This window comes from Syntrophorhabdaceae bacterium (assembly GCA_035541755.1).
GTDB lineage: Bacteria > Desulfobacterota > Syntrophorhabdia > Syntrophorhabdales > Syntrophorhabdaceae > PNOF01.
The window spans coordinates 1-18,550 of record DATKMQ010000122.1; the positions used below are offsets into that span (position 1 = coordinate 1).

The 18,550-nt window shown below is 52.4% G+C and carries 17 protein-coding genes; 16 read left to right on the forward strand and 1 reads right to left on the reverse strand.

Annotation, left to right across the window (positions count from 1 at the left end; genetic code table 11):
• From VMT62_12360 to VMT62_12435, 16 genes are all read left to right on the forward strand, one after another.
• Positions 1-219: 2Fe-2S iron-sulfur cluster-binding protein (locus VMT62_12360; protein HVN97213.1), on the forward strand; the 219-nt coding region annotated here is incomplete at its 5' end.
• A gap of 70 nt (positions 220-289) precedes the next feature.
• Positions 290-2,620 (forward strand): xanthine dehydrogenase family protein molybdopterin-binding subunit, encoded by a 2,331-nt coding sequence (locus tag VMT62_12365; GenBank protein HVN97214.1) that lies wholly within the window; start codon positions 290-292, stop codon positions 2,618-2,620.
• 125 nt (positions 2,621-2,745) lie between these two features.
• Positions 2,746-3,027, forward strand: coding sequence for a hypothetical protein (locus VMT62_12370; GenBank protein HVN97215.1), 282 nt, complete (start codon positions 2,746-2,748; stop codon positions 3,025-3,027).
• A 226-nt stretch (positions 3,028-3,253) separates the two neighbouring features.
• Complete coding sequence (locus VMT62_12375; GenBank protein HVN97216.1) at positions 3,254-3,739, forward strand: TRAP transporter small permease; 486 nt, start codon at positions 3,254-3,256, stop codon at positions 3,737-3,739.
• Complete coding sequence (locus VMT62_12380; protein ID HVN97217.1) at positions 3,736-5,037, forward strand: TRAP transporter large permease; 1,302 nt, start codon at positions 3,736-3,738, stop codon at positions 5,035-5,037. Before VMT62_12375 ends, VMT62_12380 begins: the two co-directional genes overlap by 4 nt.
• A 156-nt stretch (positions 5,038-5,193) precedes the next feature.
• A complete protein-coding gene (dctP, locus tag VMT62_12385) occupies positions 5,194-6,225 on the forward strand; it encodes a TRAP transporter substrate-binding protein DctP (GenBank protein ID HVN97218.1) in 1,032 nt (343 codons plus the stop codon).
• Between the two features lie 158 nt (positions 6,226-6,383).
• Positions 6,384-7,508 (forward strand): CapA family protein, encoded by a 1,125-nt coding sequence (locus VMT62_12390; GenBank protein ID HVN97219.1) that lies wholly within the window; start codon positions 6,384-6,386, stop codon positions 7,506-7,508.
• Between the two features lie 38 nt (positions 7,509-7,546).
• Complete coding sequence (locus VMT62_12395) at positions 7,547-8,923, forward strand: MmgE/PrpD family protein (GenBank protein HVN97220.1); 1,377 nt, start codon at positions 7,547-7,549, stop codon at positions 8,921-8,923.
• Positions 8,924-9,006: 83 nt separating this feature from the next.
• Complete coding sequence (locus VMT62_12400) at positions 9,007-10,713, forward strand: hypothetical protein (protein HVN97221.1); 1,707 nt, start codon at positions 9,007-9,009, stop codon at positions 10,711-10,713.
• 168 nt (positions 10,714-10,881) lie between these two features.
• A complete protein-coding gene (locus tag VMT62_12405; protein ID HVN97222.1) occupies positions 10,882-12,153 on the forward strand; it encodes an endonuclease Q family protein in 1,272 nt (423 codons plus the stop codon).
• Positions 12,154-12,243: 90 nt separating this feature from the next.
• On the forward strand, positions 12,244-13,035 hold the full coding sequence (locus tag VMT62_12410) for a class I SAM-dependent methyltransferase (protein HVN97223.1): 792 nt from the start codon (positions 12,244-12,246) through the stop codon (positions 13,033-13,035).
• Positions 13,036-13,089: 54 nt separating this feature from the next.
• The gene (locus VMT62_12415) at positions 13,090-13,710 is read left to right on the forward strand and encodes a DJ-1/PfpI family protein (GenBank protein HVN97224.1); all 621 of its coding nucleotides are present in this window, start codon (positions 13,090-13,092) and stop codon (positions 13,708-13,710) included.
• Between the two features lie 101 nt (positions 13,711-13,811).
• A complete protein-coding gene (locus tag VMT62_12420) occupies positions 13,812-14,249 on the forward strand; it encodes a DUF3795 domain-containing protein (protein ID HVN97225.1) in 438 nt (145 codons plus the stop codon).
• 32 nt (positions 14,250-14,281) lie between these two features.
• A complete protein-coding gene (locus tag VMT62_12425) occupies positions 14,282-14,563 on the forward strand; it encodes a DUF3467 domain-containing protein (GenBank protein ID HVN97226.1) in 282 nt (93 codons plus the stop codon).
• Between the two features lie 88 nt (positions 14,564-14,651).
• Positions 14,652-15,059: a GNAT family N-acetyltransferase gene (locus VMT62_12430; protein ID HVN97227.1), complete on the forward strand. Its 408-nt coding sequence runs from the start codon at positions 14,652-14,654 to the stop codon at positions 15,057-15,059.
• 302 nt (positions 15,060-15,361) lie between these two features.
• Complete coding sequence (locus tag VMT62_12435; protein ID HVN97228.1) at positions 15,362-17,098, forward strand: ATP-dependent helicase; 1,737 nt, start codon at positions 15,362-15,364, stop codon at positions 17,096-17,098.
• Between the two features lie 497 nt (positions 17,099-17,595).
• On the opposite strand, the gene VMT62_12440 is transcribed toward VMT62_12435, so the two are convergent.
• Positions 17,596-18,471, reverse strand: a complete 876-nt coding sequence (locus VMT62_12440) for a flavodoxin family protein (protein ID HVN97229.1) — start codon at positions 18,469-18,471, stop codon at positions 17,596-17,598.
• Between the last annotated feature and the right edge of the window lie 79 nt (positions 18,472-18,550).

The window sequence follows — 18,550 nt, forward strand, 5'->3', positions numbered from 1 at the left end:
CTTCATCCCATACAGCAGGCATTCGTGGATATCGGCGGCCTGCAGTGCGGTTTCTGCACGCCCGGCATGGTGCTGTCTGCAAAAGCCCTGCTCGACCATAACTTGAACCCCTCAGATCAAGAGATACGAAAGGGGCTGGAAGGGAATTTCTGTCGCTGCACAGGATACACGAAGATCATCGAGTCGGTCAAAGTCGCCGCCGAGAAGATGCGCGGATGATTGCCTTAAGATACTCGCATAGTCTTTCCGCGAAGAAGTGCCGAACGGCTAAAACTTAAGAGGTGAAACAATGAGTGATTATGCGGTTATCGGAAAACGGGTTCCGAGGATTGACGGTAAAGAAAAGGTTATGGGGCAGGCCAAATATGCCGCCGATTACTCTCTACCTGATATGCTCTGGTGTAAGGTGGCAAGAGCTCCGTTTCCCCATGCCAGGATTCTCAATATCGATACGAGCAGGGCTGAGAAGCTGCCGGGGGTGAGGGCGGTCATAACGGGCAAGGACTTCGGCGGCTGGACCTGGGGTTTTATGGCGACCACCAGGGATGAGCCACCCCTTGCCGTAGATAAGGTGCGTTATCTCTACGAAGGTGTCGCAGCCGTCGCTGCGATTGACGAGGATATAGCCGAAGAAGCATGTGAACTTATCAAGGTTGATTACGAAGAGCTTCCTGGCGTTTTCGATCCCCGGGAAGCGATGAAGCCGGGCGCCCCGGTGATCCACGACTACCGGCCGAATAACGTGAGCGTTGAATACCACTGGGACTTCGGGGACGTGGAAAAAGCTTTTGCAGAATCTTACCTCGTACGAGAGGATACATTTAATACAGGGAGGGTGCTCACAGGCTTTCTGGAACCCCCCGCTTCGCTGGCCTATTACGATCCATCGGGGTATATCACGGTATGGCCTGCCAAGCAGAGTCCCTACTTTCACTACCGGCATCTCGCGGGTTGTTTCAAGCTACCCTTAAGCAAGATACGGATCATTCAGCCCTTTATCGGAGGCGGCTTCGGTGGGACGAAGAATGATTCTGTGGCAGGCGACCTGTGCGTGGTCATGCTCTCGAAAAAGACAGGTAAACCCGTCAAATACATCTACACCATGCAGGAAGTGCTCACCACATGCCGCAGACGACACAACATGACTATCTATAACAAGATGGGTATGACGAAAGAGGGCCTGCTCACCGCCATAGAGAGCCGCGTCATCGGTCATGGAGGGGCATATACCGCCATCGGTCCCCTCACCATGTTTCTCACCGGTTACGGCACGCCCGTTCCATACAGGCTGCCCAATTACAAATACGACTGCTGGCGTGTTTTTACCAACAATCCCGTTTCGGCTGCCATGCGCGGTCACGGGTTCACCCATACCCGTTTCGCCTGCGACGTGCAGATGGGGATGATGGCTGAAGAGCTCGGCATAGATCCTGTGGAGATCAAGATGCGTAATGCCATCGATAACATGAAACCGGGGGAGGCATACAAAGCCGTTACCGGCTTTAAATTGAAAACGTGCGGGATCAAAGAGGCTTTGCAGGCTGTGACCAAGGAAGAGATTTGGAGAGATAAAGATAAGAAGCCTAAACGGGAAGGCGCGGTCTCCTATGGGGTGGGCCTTTCCGGCACTGCTTATCATGGTGGGGCCCGTCAGCTTGGGCACCAGGCATGCGCCGCTATTGTCCGAATCTGTGAGGATGGCACGGTCAACCTCCTTACCGGTGCCACCGACTGTGGTCAGGGGTCCGACACGGTGCTCGCTATGATAGCGGCTGAAGAACTTGGCGTGAGATACGAGGATGTATCGATCAAAAGAGTTGACACCGCCTATACGCCGGTGGACCCGGGGAGCTACGGAAGCAGGGTAACGCTGCTCGCCGGCCAGGCAACGCAGCTTGCCGCAAGAGACGCGAAGAATCAGCTGCTCCAAGCTGGAGCCAAAGCCTGGAAGGTGCAGCCTCATGATATTGAAATCAGAAACGGCGTTGTTTCAATGAAAACGAACCCAGATAAGCGCATGTCATTTGAGAAACTCGCGAAAATAGCCTGTTACGAGGGAGCCGGCGCTGTAATCCTCGGCAGGGGCCACTCGGACTACGGCGTGGACGAGCCCCTTGATTTTGATAAGGGCAGCGGAGAGGGTGGCATCAACTTCAGCTTTACGGCTCAGAGCGTTCGCCTTGGTGTGGATATGGAGACCGGAAAAATCAACGTAGATAACTTTACCATAGCGCATGACGCCGGATTCCCTCTGCACCCCGTCAGCGTGGAGGCTCAGAATGAAGGCGGGGCCATACAAGGCTTGGGCCAGGCCATCTACGAAGGATTTATCATGGAGAAGGGAAATACCAGAAACAGCACGCTTCTCGACTACAAAATGCCCCGTTCTACAGATACGCCGGATATAAAGGTGATTGACATTATCACCAAGGATCCCGACGGCCCCTTCGGGGCCAAGGAGGCTTCGGAAGGAAGTATTGTGAGCACCCCATCGGCGGTCATCGATGCCCTTCATGCCGCTACAGGGGTATGGTTCAAGGAGCTTCCGGTCACCCCGGAGAAGATAGTAAAGGCTTTGAAAGAAGCAGGTAAATGGATGAAGGCGCCCGATGAGGCGTAAGGCTCTCTCCAAGGGGCACGGCGAGTGCGAGTTAAGAGGCCTCAAAGAGCAAAGCAGGGTGTGGAATTCGTAAAATAGATTGAAAATGTTCGCGGCTTAAACGGCCGGTGAACTCGTCCGGGAAAATGAAAATAACCATAAAGAAGACCGTCCAAATACCGGAAATACCGTCCGAAGTGGAGACGGATTCGGGTAGCACTCTGCAGAACTTACTCGATCGTTTGCTGCGAGAGACTTATTTTGCCCGCGAAGTCACAGATCAAAGAACGGGGGAGCTGACCCTCGACGGCATTTTCAAGGTAGAGTTGAACGGCGTTTCGTACTACAGTCTCCCCCAGGGCCTGGCCACGGAATTAACTGACGGCGATACCCTGACCCTCACCTTAATCTTGATCGGAGGCGGATGACCGTCCCTTACTCCAAATCGTTCGCCAACATGTGCTCCTCGGCGGATAGATGCGCCATGGCGAGCTTACGGCCGTAAGGGAAAAAAAGTTTGCCAACGGTTTAGCACATTGGTATACTAATACTCATCACTTCGTATATGGACCCTGCTTGAAATTCCTTACAGGAAAGGATTTTGGGCATCAAAACAAAACTGAAAGCAACACAGAATACACAGGAGGTCAGGTGATGGGTGGCTTTGAGCGGTTCATCTATCGAGTGAGCAATCTGGGGGGTTACCTCGCTGAGTTCTTCATCGCCATGGTCGTGATCCTCGTTGTTGCCACGGTCGTGGGCAGAGCCCTGGGTGTCGCTCTCCCCGGCGCGTTCGATCTTGTAGAAACCTTTATCGTGGTCGGCGTCTCCTTCTCACTTGTCAAGGCCGAGATGGCCGACCATCACACCAAGGCCGATGTACTGGTAAAACATCTATCAAAAAGGGGTCGGGCCTGGGTCGAGACCATAAACCAGACATTAAGCCTGTTTGTGTGGGCTGTCATCGTCTATGCGAGTTATTTCCTTACCGTACAAAAGGCCGAGAACCATGAGATGACCGAATTCCTCAAAGTCCCCATATATCCCTTCCGCGCTGCCTTTACCGTGGCGTCGTTTCTCTTCTGTATCGTTCTCTTGATCAAAGTCGTCCATCACATCAAGCAAGGGGTATCCAAATGAGTCCCGTGATCATCGGTCTTCTCGGTTTTGCCATTCTCTTTGTCTTGCTCGGAAGCGGTATGTCCATCGGGTTTGCCATGGGTCTTATCGGTTTCCTCGGCATGTGCCTTCTTTATCCCCTGCCTGCAGCTGTAGCCAAGATGGCCATTACCCCGTATCACGCGATCGCCAACTACTCCCTCGCCGTGCTCCCTCTCTTTTTGCTCATGGCCCATGTGATCTTTCAGTGCGGTTTCGGTAAAGACCTCTTCAAGGTGGCTGGCAAATGGCTTGGCCATATGCGCGGGGGGCTTGCGATGACAAGTATAGGCGCCTGCGCCGCCTTCGCCGCGGTGAGCGGCACGAGCCTTGCCACGGCGGCTACCGTCGGTCTTCTCGCGCTACCTGAGATGAAGAAGCGGGGTTATGACCCCGGGTTTGCCGCAGGATCGGTTGCCGCGGGCGGATCCATCGGCGCCCTCATTCCGCCGAGCGGGACTCTCATCATTTATGGCGTACTTACCGAAACCTCTATCGGCAAGCTCTTTGCCGGGGCCGTGATTCCGGCCATTATCACGGTCATTTCTTACCTTGCCACGGCCTGGTTCTTGTGCTGGATAAAACCAAGCCTCGGACCTCGTGGCGAAAAGGTGAGCTTCAAGGAAAAGGTAGTCTCCCTCAAGGATTGCTGGGAATTGATTTTGCTCGTCTGTTTCTCCATAGGAGGGATCATTTTGGGGTGGTTTACGGCAACCGAAGCAGGCGGTGTTGGGGCCGGAGGCGCGATCCTCCTTTCCACCCTGCGTAGACGCCTGACCTGGAAAAAACTCTTTTTGGCCTTTGAAGACACAATGCGGACTACAGGTATGATCTACGGCATAATCATCGGGGCGTTCATATTTAACTATTTTGTGGCCAAGACGACCCTTCCGCAGGCAGTGGGCGAATGGGTGGCCGCCCTCGCTGCTCCACCTATGGTCATCGTAAGCATTATTGTGGTCATCTACATACTCCTCGCCGTGGTCATGGAAGGACCCTCGATTCAACTTCTTACGCTACCCATATTTTTCCCTCTTCTCATGGGCCTCGGTTTTGATCCGGTCTGGTTCGGTGTGATTCAGGTGCGTCTGCTCGAAATCGGTCTCATCGTGCCCCCGCTTGGTATGTGCATGTTTGTTGTTGCAGGGTTGGATAAGGAGATACCTCTTACAACCGTGTACAGGGGCTGTATCTCTTTTCTTGTTATAGACATTGTCACCATGCCCATCTTTATGTGGTGGCCAAAGACCGTTACATGGCTCCCGAGCGTCATGAAATGAAAAGGGTGAGGGTCCAAACAGGACCGAGGAAAGGGGGATTTACGAGGAAGCGCTACGTGAAGGGCCCGTCGTAAAGCACACGAATGGAGTTCGCTTGAGATGACGGCATGCAGTGTAATGCCAGTTGAGAAAAACAAAATATCTAAGGGAGGGACAATGAAACGTACAAAAATTTTGGCCGTATTATTTGTGGGGGCTTTCTTTGTCATGCTGACTCTGCCCGGCGTGACAATAGCACAGGCCCAGAACGTTATCAAGCTGACCTATGCCTCACCCTATGGACCTGATCATTCCTTTAGCAAAGCCGACAAAAGGTATTTCGACAAGATCGAGAAGGATACAAAAGGCCGTGTAAAGATTACCCCTTACTGGGGCGGTACGCTGATGACAGGCGCTGATGCAATCGATGAACTTGCGGCGGGTACGGCAGACATGGCCCTCATCTCGCCGTCTGCGGCAAAGGCGGGATACGACCTCACTAAAGCAAGCGTGCTCTTCTTCTTTGGCGCCAATCAGCAAGACGGCCACAAGGTCTTCATGGAAACCATAAAGAAAATCCCGGAACTGGAGAAAGAGTTCAAGGGGCTCAAGGTGCTCGCATGGACCGGCGGGGCTGATTTCCAGCTTTTGACGCGTAGGCCCGTCCGTAAGATAGATGATTTCAAGGGCCTACGTATTAAAGCCCGCGGCGATACAGGCGATGTCTATACTCCTTTTGGAGTCGCAACTGTTCCGAACCCCATGGGTGAGGTTTACATGATGATCCAGAAGAATATGCTCGATGGAGTTGATGCCCCCATCTCAGTATTGAAGGTTTTGAAGATGGCAGACGTTACGAAGTATTGCACCATGCTCGGCACATTCGGCACACCTACCGGCACACGGGCCATGAATATAAACACTTACAATAAACTGCCTGCGGACATCAGGAAGATTTTCGATGACAACGTAGACTACTACAGTGTCATAGCCGAAGAGGAAGTACAGAATGATGACAAAGTCGGTTTGGAATATGCCAAGGCCAACGGTGTGGAGTTCATAAATCTGCCAAAGGCTGACCTCGACAAGCTACGCGCTGTATGGTACGAAAAGGCACAAAAAGAGGCCAAAACCCTCGATGCGAAAGGACTGCCGGGGACCAAGTTCCTGAATGAAGCCCAGGCCGTGATTAAAAAGTATGCGAAGTAGGGCGCAAAGCTGACAGAGCTTATACGGGAGGGAATGGAGCTTACTTTGGCCCGTTCTCTCCCAGGGGTATTTTGGATTTGGCGCGCCATGGCACGCTCGATCAGGCCCATTCACGGACCTGATTAAGACGGCTCAAACACAAGAACCGGGAGGAATATATGGCACACGATAAAGAAGTTCTTTTTTACGCAGTTGCCGATCTGGCTCCTGACAGGGAAAAGCCCATCACCATATTCGACCGTGTAGCGCCGGTCCTGAAAAAGGCTGACATCGTCTTCGGCCAGTTGGAGACCGTGCTCTCATTGCACGGCTCCCGTCTGCCTCAGGCACGACACGCCGTGCTCACACATCCTAAGGCTGCCGCAGATATGAAAGCGGCTGGCTTTAATGTGATCTCCTGTGCGGGTAATCACTGTATGGATTGGGGGAGAGAGGCCTTTCTCGATACGCTCGATGTCTTGGCAAAAGCGGGTATTTCCGTGATCGGTGCCGGCGCCAATATCAGGGAGGCGAGAAAACCGGCGATCTTTCGTACGAAGGGGAGTAACATAGCCCTTCTCGCCTACAATACGATCCTTCCTATGGCCTACTGGGCCGAAGAGACAAGACCGGGCTGCACGCCACTTCGGGCATGGACATACTATGAGCAGATCGAACATGACCAGCCGGGCACACCCTGCCGTATCCATACCTTCCCTCATAAAGAAGACATGAAGAACATGATCGATGATATTAAGACTGCAAAATCCGTATCCGATGTGGTCATCGTCTCCATGCACTTCGGTATTCATTTCATCCCCGCGGTACTCGCCGACTACCAGAAAGAAATGGCGTATGCTGCGATAGATGCCGGGGCCGACCTCATACTCGGCCACCATGCCCACATCCTCAAAGGAGCTGAAGTCTATAAAGGAAAGAACATCTTCTACAGCATGTGCAATTTTGCCGTAGACTTAAGGATGGATAAAGCCCACGCAGAAAGCAAGAGTTTTAGAGAAATCCAGAAGCTCAATCCCGACTGGATCCCCGATTTCGAGGCCCTGTACAATTTTCCCACGGACTCGCAGAAGACCCTGGTCGTGAAGTGTGTCATTGAAGAGGGCGTCATGAAGAGCGTCTGTTTTCTGCCCACCTATGTGGATAAGAAGACGGCTGCGCCCGAAATCCTCAGGGCATCCGATGCCCGTTTCGGACAGGTCGTGAGATATATGGAAGAGATTTCAAAGAATGCCGGTCTCACGACAAAATATGTGGTGAACGGCGACGAAGTGGTGTTGGCATAAGGAGAGAAACTGAATTTCTTAAGGGAGGCTACTCGCCCATGGATGAGTCTTTAACGTTTGCGAAACATGTCGTTTGTATCACCTACGACGACCTGTCCCAGCATGTAGTGGATGTGACAAAAAAGAGCCTGCTTGACGCTTTAGCCGTCACCCTTGCCGCCGGTACCATGGGTGAAGGATGCAGGACCTTCGTTGACCTTGCTCTGTCCGGTGCAGGCAAGAAAGAGAGCACAATCATCGGATTTCGCGCCAAGGCACCGTCCTATATGGCCGCTTTTGCTAATGCCTCCATGTCACACGCCCTCGATTTTGAGGATACCCACGACGCCGCCACGGTCCACGCCAACGCTGCCGCCATACCCGCCGCACTCGCTGTGGCCGAAAGCACGGGAGGGGTGAGCGGCAAGGACCTCATCACCGCCATTGCCATAGGAAGTGATCTGGTCTGCAGATTGGGTCTTGCCCTTACCGTAAATGCTATAGATTATGGCTGGTATCTGCCCCCTGTTCTTGAGGCCTTTGGCGCCACGGCATCGGCGGCCAAATTACTGAGGCTTTCCGAGCGGGAGATACTGGACGCCTTCTCACTAACGCTCTGTCAGGCCACATGTAGCGCCGAAATCATTTACAGTCCCACATCCGTGGTGAGGGCTATCCGCGACGCCTTTTCAGCAAAAGCGGCTGTGCTATCAGCGCTCCTTGCGCAAAAAAAGATTACCGGCTTTGACCATCCTATCGAAGGCAAGGCCGGGCTTTTTTCGATTTACGTGAGAGGGAACTACGATCCCAACATATTGACCAATGAATTAGGGAAAACATTTGAAGGAGCCAACGTGAGCTTCAAACCGTGGCCGAGTTGCAGGGGGACCCACTCGTGCATCGATGCCGCCCTTGAGATGAGAAAGACGTACAAGATAAGGCCGTCCGACGTGGAAACGATTCATCTCATTGTAAGCCCGCTCAATAAGATGCTCTGTGAGCCGCATCAGAGCAAGAAGAGCCCTGCTACGGCCATAGATGCCAAGTTCAGCCTGCCCTTTACGGTGGCGCAGGCGATTGTCCACGGGAATGTTTCTCTCGACAGTTTTACGGCTGAGGCCCTGGCCGACCAAGAAGTGATAACGCTCGCACAGAAGATCAGCTATGAAGTAGATCCGGCGTTGACCCGAACAAGGGCTGTTGAAGGAACAGTCGAGATAAGGATGAAAGATGGCGCTACCCACAGTGAGACCGTGCAGTTAGTCTACGGCCACCCTGAAAACCCCATGTCCGAACAGGCTTTTATGGCCAAATTCTCCGATTGCGCGAAGCACGCTCCAAAAAAGCTCTCGAAGAAGAGAGTGGAAACCCTGGTAGGTTTGATCCTGAACCTGGAGCATCTCGATGATATTTCCCTGATTACTAAGTACCTGTAACCGGAACCGGTTCTCTCGTCCTTTTATACGGAAGTGATCCACACATGAGACAGAAGATCAAAATTCTATTGGAGGAGGTCTACATGAGAATGCAAAGAACCTTCCAGGCTATTCGGAGCATCTGTTTTTTTGTTGTGCTGGTCGTGGGGCTGTGGTTAGGTGCTGCAGCCGCGTCAGGGCATGAGCCGTTTGTGAGCGCTCTGCACCCGGGTGCGTACCTGCCGCAGGTGGCCTCAGTGCCGCTCGCGCCACGTTTGCCGGGTATTGAGAACAAAACTATCTACCTTATCACCATCAATTCTCCTAAAGATCCGGCAATGGATAGCCTTGCCGACAGAGTGGAGAAGATGCTTACCGGGCGCTTCGCGAAGGTTATTCATAAAATCAAGACCACGGCCTATAATGCCGATGACAAACCGCTGTGGGAAGAAATCAAGAAGAACGGCAATGCCTTTGTCTATTTCGCCACTGCTCAGAGTTCCACGACCATGTATGCCGGTCAATGGTCCGCTGCGCTGGAGAAAAACGGCGTTCCCGGCGTTGTGGCGATCTTCGATCTTTTTGAGCCAACGGCACAGGCCACATCAGAGAAACTCGGCACCATGCTCCGCACAGTTTCCGTGCCTATGGCATTTGATAAGGCTTCAGACAAACAGCTCTCCGATATTATGGATAAGATCATCAAAGCGATCACTACGCCTCTTAACAAGAAAGAAACCATGACAGGCATGTACACGCCAAGAAGGCCGCCCCGGATAGCGATAAAGGGCACCGAGGAAAAAGTACGGAAATACTTCATGGACCAGGGGTTCACCGATGGCCTGCCTATTGTGATCCCCACCGCCCAAAGAGTGGCCGCAATGCTCAAGGGTACGAGCCACAAGCCGGAAGAAGTGGTAAGCAGGAAGATGCCGCCAAATGATTATGAGGTGACCGTGGAAAAAGTGGCCATCAACGGAGTCATGGCAGGCTGTAAGCCTGAATATATGCCGGTGCTGCTCGCCGCCGTGCAGGCCTTTGTTGAAGGAGACAACGGAGGAGGAATTGTCTCCACGAATTCCTTCTCGTTCATGATGCTCGTCAACGGCCCGATGAGGAGTGAGATAGGCATGAACGCGGGAGTCTTCGCCTTAGGGCCGGGAAACCAGGCGAACGCCAGCATTGGACGGGCCTTAAGACTTTTCACGCTCAATCTCGGCGGTGGTAAGGTAGGTGAAAACATCATGGGTACCCAGGGAAACGTGAGTCTCTACTCCTTCTGTTTTCCTGAGAACGAGGAGGGAAGCCCCTGGGAACCGTACCACGTGAGCCAGGGATATAAGCGTGAGGAAAGCACGGTCACCATTTTCAGCGGAGGATGGAGCCATGCAGGTAACTATATGTTCTCTGAAGGCCATGAAAAACTCTCCAGGGCCATCGCCCAGTTTGAATACCCCAATGGTGTTGTTATCCTCATGTCGCCTCCCAAGGCCAGGCAGTTTTCATCGAAAGGTTTGAGTAAACAGGATGTAGAGGAACGCATCTGGTCATCGGCCACCGTGACCATGAGAGAATTCAAGGATTCCACCTATTACCGGAGCTTCATAGAGCCGGTGCTCAAGGGAGGACTTGTGCGTGGCGAGCAGTACATATGGCCCAAGGAATACCTTGGCAAACCTGATGACGCCATTGTACAGGTTTATCCTCGCAAATACGTGAAGGTTGTTGTGGTGGGCGGAGAGATTAATGATGTGGCCCAGGGTTGGAAAATGGCCGGTCCGTCTACTGCATCCATCGATAAGTGGAGATGAACCACCGTGCGACTAAAGCACTAAAACCCGCTTCGAGCAAGGGTCCCTCTACTACCACGGGCCCTTGCTTTTTTGTCGGAGGTTTCATAGTCTTTCACCCGAATGCCACGATACAAGAGAACGATTTGGTTCTTGACTTCGTTATACTTCCACGATACATAATGTTCTATGCGATTCATTGCCGACCTTCACATCCATTCGAGTTATTCGCGGTCTACGAGCAAGGAACTGACCCCCGAGATGCTCTGGAAATGGGCGCAGATCAAGGGCATCACGGTTCTCGGCACCGGCGACTTCACGCACCCGGCCTGGTTCAAGGAACTCGCGCAGAAACTCGAGCCCTTAAGTAATGGGCTTTTTCGTCTGCGGACAGAGTTTCAGAACCAGACTGTCCCCGACTTATGCGCCGCCGACGTTTTTTTCCTTCTCACCACAGAGATAAGCTGTATCTATAGGAAGAAGGACAGAACGAGGAAAGTCCACTGCCTGATCTTTGTGCCGGATCTCGAAAGCGTGATGAGAATCAGTGCGGCTTTAGCCAGGATCGGAAACCTCAAGGCCGACGGCAGGCCCATCCTCGGTCTCGATGCCAAAGAACTTTTGAAAATCGTCATCGATGCAAACCCCGAGGCTGTGTTCGTGCCCGCCCACGCCTGGACACCTCATTTCTCGGTGTTTGGAGCCGTATCAGGTTTTGACTCCCTGGAGGAATGTTTTGAGGAGTTGACGCCGCGCATCTATGCGATCGAAACGGGGCTTTCCTCGGACCCTCCTATGAACTGGCGTCTTTCAGCCCTGGATGGGATAACGTTGATCTCTAATTCTGATGCTCACTCGCCTGCCAAACTGGGCAGGGAAGCGAATATCTTCGATTCTGATCTTTCCTACACCGCCATGATGGAGGCCATCCGGACACGAAAGGGTTTTCTCGGGACTATCGAATTTTTTCCCGAGGAAGGCAAGTACCACCACGACGGCCACAGGACATGTAAGGTACGGCTATCGCCCAAAGAGACCATAGCGGCCGATTACGTCTGCCCGGTATGCGGCAAAAAGGTCACAGTGGGCGTATTACACAGAGTAGAGAAACTCGCCGACAGGGACTTGGCGATGAGGCCCAAAGGCGCTCCCCCCTACTATTCCCTTATTCCTCTGGCCGAGATCATTGCCGAAGCCCTCGATGTGGGCGTCGGGAGCAGGGCCGTGGACAGGGAATACCAGAACCTGATAGGCAAACTTGGAAACGAATTCAAAATACTTATGGACGTTCCCCTCCACGATATTGAGCGAGTGGGATCGCCGCTCATCTGCGAGGCGATCGCGCGAGTGCGGGAGGGTAACGTACACATCGCAGCCGGCTACGACGGTGAATACGGCACGATCAGGATCTTCAAGGGCGCCGAACGCATAAAGATACGAGGTCAGGCAACGCTGTTTTGAGAAGTAAGAGGCGTTGGGCGGAAGTGCGCTTCAGTCGGAGGTGTTATTTGTTGAACGTTCGTGGGCGGTGAATACCCGTAAGGAGGCGTCATGACAGAAAAGAGCACAGCTCTCCCCGATTACGGCAACTGGGTTCCAAAGAAGATGATCTTTACCGCAGGTATCATCGCCATGAGCCTATCAGCTCTCACCATAGTTCTCTTGTCCAATGCTTACGGTGTCCTCGCCGTTATTGCCGGTTCTGCGGCATTGTTTTTTGTTGGAGTATTCTTCTATTTTCTATATGCTCACCACGCCTTTTCCCCCAAAGGCGGAAATCTTCAAAACAGGATATACGATTTGATTTTGGACCATATTGATTTCAGCAACCGCGGTCAGATTATAGATATTGGATGCGGAAACGGAGGTCTTACGATTAAAATGGCCAAGAAATATCCCGAGGCGACTCTTACCGGGATAGATTACTGGGGAGGCATGTGGGACTACTCTGAGAGAACCTGTGTGGAAAATGCAAAAGCAGAGGGCGTAGATACGCGCACGGTGTTCAGACAGGCGAGCGCCTCTTCGCTGCCCTTTGACGACGGGATCTTCGATCTGGCGATAAGCAACTTTGTTTTTCATGAAGTCAGGGACGCAAGGAACAAGAAAGATGTAATCAAAGAAGCCTTAAGGGTCGTCAAGAAGGGCGGCAATTTCGTGTTCCAGGATCTATTTCAATCACGCCTCTACTATGGCGGTATCGGCGATATGGTGGAGGAGATAAGATCGTGGGGTACAGAAAAAGTGGTTTTTGTGGATACAAGCAAATCAGACTTCATTCCGAAGGCCCTAAAGTTACCGTTTATGGTTGGCCGGATCGGCATCATCTGCGGCGTAAAATAGTGGCCTCTGCGTCGGCGTCGGGGTACAAAAAAAGAGGTATAAAGGAGGATCCGCGTGAAGGCTGTACAGATTCTTACCCTTCTTTTCGACGGATACACGGCCCTCGACGTCATCGGGCCCTACGAGGTATTGGCCAGGGTGCCTCAGGTAAAATTCTATTTTGTAGGCGATGAAAAAAGGGATTATAAGGATTCATACGGACTGAAGCTATCTGCCGACTATTCCCTTGATGAAGTCGCCCGGGGCGATGTCCTCTTCATACCTGGCGGGTTCGGCATAGACAGTATTCTGAAAGACGAAAGAATCCTCGAATGGGTCCGTAAGGTTGACAGTACGAGCACATGGACCGTCGCGGTCTGTTCAGGATCGCTGCTTCTCGCCCAGGCGGGACTGCTCGACGGAAGGAAGTGCACCACGCACTGGAGACGCAAGAAGCAATTGGCGGCGTACGGTGTTGCGGTCAAAGATGAACGCTACGTTGAAGACGGTAAGTTCATCACTTCGGCGGGGGTATCGGCCGGTGTAGACATGGCTTTGTATCTGGCGAGCAAGCTCGCGTCAGACCGGATAGCGCAGATGATACAGCTGGGGCTCGAATATGCCCCTCGGCCGCCCTTTGATTGCGGGACTCCTGATAAGGCGCCGCTGGAAGTGCTGGAAATGATGAAGGGGTAGGGCTACGATAATCAGTGCGTGCCGTCGGCCTTAGCCGGGAAACCGTGCTATTGTCGGAGTAGCGAGACATAGAGGATATTTTTAAAGGAGGCCTTGTTCACATGATTGACAACGAGAGGAAATTTATGGTCGCTCCCTGCGGGATAGACTGCGGCATCTGTGAAGTCTCGACGTGCAAGGAGGATCCGCAGCTGCTGGCGCACCTCGTATCCAGAGGGATACCGGGAGAGAAGCTTCCCTGTGGGGGGTGCAGAAACGTAAAGGGCCACTGTCCCGTCATTGGAGACCAGTGCGCCACGTACCAGTGTGTCACAGCCAGAGGCCTTGATTTTTGTTATGATTGCGGCGAATTCCCCTGCACAAAATTGCACCCTTCGTCAGACAGGGCAGATGTGCTTCCGCATAACACGAAAGTCTTTAACCTCTGCACCATCAGAAGGGCAGGGGTGGAAGGCTTTATCGGCTTATCATCCGAAATAAAGCGGAGATATTACAAAGGGAAAATGGAAATCGGTGAAGGCCCTAAAATAGATACATGAGGGTATCCTCGGTAACAGTCCCAGGAGGAGCTATGACAAACGAGACTAAAGCACCAGCCATACAGATCAATACCACGGACGAGACGTCACGGGGCCGGTTCAGTAACACTATGCTTGTGGCCCACGGGCCGGAAGAGTTCATCATCGACTGGCTTCTGAATTCACCCAACGGGGCGCACCTTGTTTCCCGGATTATAGTGACGCCGGGCCACATGAAGCGCGTAGTAAAGGCCCTGCAGGAGAACATCGAGGTGTACGAACAGAATTTCGGAGAGATCAAAGTCGTCGAGGCCGCTTCCCCCATGGTTCAGTAAGGACCTCTTGACATCCGGTGGATTGCAATTAGAATCATAATAGCCTGTCATAACCGCAGGGTCAAATCCTTTGAACAAGGAGGAAACCATGGCAATCGAATATCGTTTCACGAAAGATGTAGACAGAAAGAAATTGCAGGACCTTTTTCTCTCGAACAAGTGGGATTCGGGAAACTACCCCGATAAGCTTGAAACGGCGCTCAAGGGTTCCCACCGGGTTGTCACGGCCTGGGATGGCGACAGGCTTGTGGGTCTCATGAACGCACTGGCCGATGGTATCATGAATGTCTTTTTCCTCTACCTGATCGTTCATCCTGATTACCAGAAGAAAGGTATCGGAAAAGAACTCGTCCAAACCATGCTCCACGAATACAAGGACTATGCGCGAAAAATGGTCATCGCGTATGATGAGGCCATGGAATTCTTTCAGAAGAGCGGCTTTGAAGTTGGAGAAAATAACGTGCCGATGTTCGTCACATATTTGACGAACTACTGATACGTTGCTCTATTATTAAGGATTTTCCATCGGACGGGCGTGCATGTCGGAGCATGCGTGTCGGGATGTCCTCCACAGACACGCTCATTCACTTAAGCGGTTCCATTCGCTCCCGTTCGACTTCGGAACTTTTGCCTGTGGCAAAAGACCGAGCTTTTCTGTCTCACGAGGGTCTGCCTGGACAAACCCGACACGCTGCTCAAATGACAAATTTGGGATTATTCCTTGATTCCATGAAGAATTGAAGGTAGAGTTTTGCCCAAATAATAGCAGTACACACGAACGTTCATGAGGGCAATCCGGTGATAAGTGCTGAACTGATCTTCAACGGTTTGAACATGGCACAGAGAGAGGCCGTTACGGCCAGCCAGGGCCACCTCCTTGTGGTCGCGGGACCAGGCGCGGGCAAGACCTTGACCATCATCAGAATGATCGCCAGGCTCATCCATATGGGTGTAAGCCCCGACCAGATCGTGGCGGTCACGTTTACCAATCGGGCGGCAAGGGAAATGCGCGAGAGGACCGAGACCTTTCTGGGAACGGCTGCGCACGGCGTCTTCATCGGCACGCTCCACATGCTCGGATTGAAAATCTTAAGGTATCACGCATCGAGTGATTTCCTGATCTACGCAAGAGGTGAACAAGAAGCGCTCATCAAAAAGACTTTTGACATGTCGCTTCCCGCATCGAGAACCATGGCCGAACGTATATCGAAGGTGAAGAACGGCATCGAAAAGACTGACGACGAGATCTTAGGCATGGTCGATCGTTACGACAGTGCCCTGGCTCAAGAACACGCACTCGATTTTGACGACCTTATCGTCAAGCCAATCGCGTTGCTTACGGAGAGGTCGACCTCCGATATATGCGGCGGCGCTTTCAAATACATCATTGTTGACGAATACCAGGACATAAACCCCGCTGAGCATCGGTTGATCAAGCTTCTATCCGAGCGGGGAGCATGGGTGCACGCAATCGGCGATCCGGATCAGGCCATATACGCATTCAGGGGCGCCGATGTGACAAACTTTCTCAATTTTGAAGAAGATTTTGTAAATGCTAAGCAGATAATGTTCACCGATAATTACCGCTCCACGGCTACGATTGTGGGGGCGTCAATTACGGTCGTAAGAAACAACAGGCGTCGTATCGATAGACAGATCAACCCTCTCAGGGAGACGGGAAGCCGCATCGCCCTCATGTCCCTGCCAGACGAGAGGGCAGAGGGGGAGTTCATCGTTCGCGAGATAGAGGCGCGGTTGGGGGGTACGAGCCACCACAGCCTCCGGAGCACGAATCCGGCCCGCGACCTTGGTGATGGGTCATACGGGTTTGCCGATTTCGCGATTATGTACAGGACAAACGCCCGGGCCGCGGCTATTGAGGAAGCGTTTAACGATTCGGGCATCCCATATCAGGTGATAGGCGCGAGACTTACGGACAGAAAAAGAAGCATGACCGATATTATCTCGCGGCTCAAGGACTACGTGGCCCGGACGGATGACAGGGCCTCTGGCGAGTTGATCTCAGCTACAGCGCTCGTGAGAAAGGTTCTCGATGAAGGGCCGATGATCGAAGGTGATGACACCGGCGAGTATATCAAAGAGTGCGCCGAATTCTATGATATGACGCATACGGGTAAGACACCCGTCAATTTTGTTAATGAATTGACCCTGCTTACGCCTCCGGATGATTTTGATCCCAGGGCCGACGCGGTCACACTCATGACGATGCACATGGGCAAGGGGCTTGAATTCAGGACCGTCTTCATTACGGGGGTGGAAAAGGGGCTTTTGCCGTATGAGATGAACGGCTTCTGTGATGATGTGGAGGAGGAACGAAGGTTATTCTATGTGGGCATGACGAGAGCCAAAGACGAACTGTTCCTCACGTACGCGCGAAGCAGGACGATCTTCGGCAAGAAAGACGTGAGATCACCATCGCCTTTTCTCAATGAGATTCCCGAAGAATATATTGACGCAAGGATTATGCCCGACAGGCGTAAAAAACAGGAAGGCAAGCAGTTAGAGCTTTTCTAACGCTGGGGCGCCGAGCGTCTAAAGTACGCTTAATATCTGTACCACCGCACGTTCGGAAATTGCATCCGCGGCGTCTGGCGAGACTTCAAAGATCAAGATCTATGTATGCTGTGTGCCTGGAGACAGGCTTGTTCGGAAAAGCGCCTCTGCGCGTCCTGCCGCGCCTCGCGCCATCAGACATACATTCAGTATAGTCTTCGGCCAGCGAGCCACAACAGCCCATCGCATATTCATCTTTCCACTTCAAGCCTGTCTCCATTCCACCCGCGGTCCTTAAGCTACGTTGCTTAAGTCCGCGGTTATTGCATCTGAACCATACAATGACTGTTCGCAGCGCAAGCGCAGCTTACAAGGTTTGACCCATTAATCGCCGTTAGCTGTCCTTCGCGATTCCGGTACGCTCCGGCAATCGCGGAATCTACACTAACTATGCCGTCCAGAAAAGATATGACTTCGATTGTTTTAAACACACACGCATTTTGATTTACGGATTTGCCTTATTCGGGCTTGCGGGGTGAGACCCACTCCCCCACATCCTTATATCGAAGGATCGTTTGAATGGTTTGTTTTCGTTTGGCGAGGAACTTCGCTTTCATACTTCTCAACCAGGCCTTGTGGAGAAGCATGTGGTCGGGAGGTCCGAGCATGCCGCCATCCTTTAGCTTCACGAAGCTTCCTTTCCGGTCTATCTTGAAGCGCCCATGACAGAGCGTACAGATGACCGCGTTCTTGCCCAGACGGACGATCTCACATCCGCAAAAAGGACAGCCCTCTTTGCTTATCGACCTTTTTGTCGGTAAGAAGAGCGACCCGCCGAGTTTCTTCGCGCGCTTTATATTCGATTGAATCATGACCGCCTCCCCGGGCAGGGCAGCCCTGATATTCACGCTTGCCTTAATATCGAGACCCAGAAAAGTCGCGAAGGCCCTGAGCATTTGGGGGGCCATCCCGATCCTGTCTTTAATCCCGTAAAAATTGACGAGAATACATGGTTTGGCGTAGGTCTCACGGAGCACAGTATAGAAAAGGAAACCCCTGTCGAGGATATTCTTAATGATTCCGTTCGAACCGAGATAATAGACGGGAGCGGCGATCATGACGGCGTCGGCATGCACGATTTCATCAAGCAAAAACTTCATGTCGTCCTTGTTCGGACAGGGCTCATCCATGATACAGCCGTAGCATGCCATGCAAGGCTCGATATTGAGGGTCGTGAGCCGTATCAGCTTCAAGGTATGCTCTTCCCCCACATGTCTCGACATCTCTTTGATGAAGAGTTCACAGTTTCCTGACTTACGAGGCGATGCAACGAGGCCCAGGATCCGCTTGGGACCGGTCGCTATGCCTCCGGCAATCTCCCCTGTAAGTTTCATTCAACGTCTTTTATCTCATATGAGGGGGCGAATTGCAACGAAAAACGGCCCGGGTCTTAGGCCGGAACATGCCTTCTCA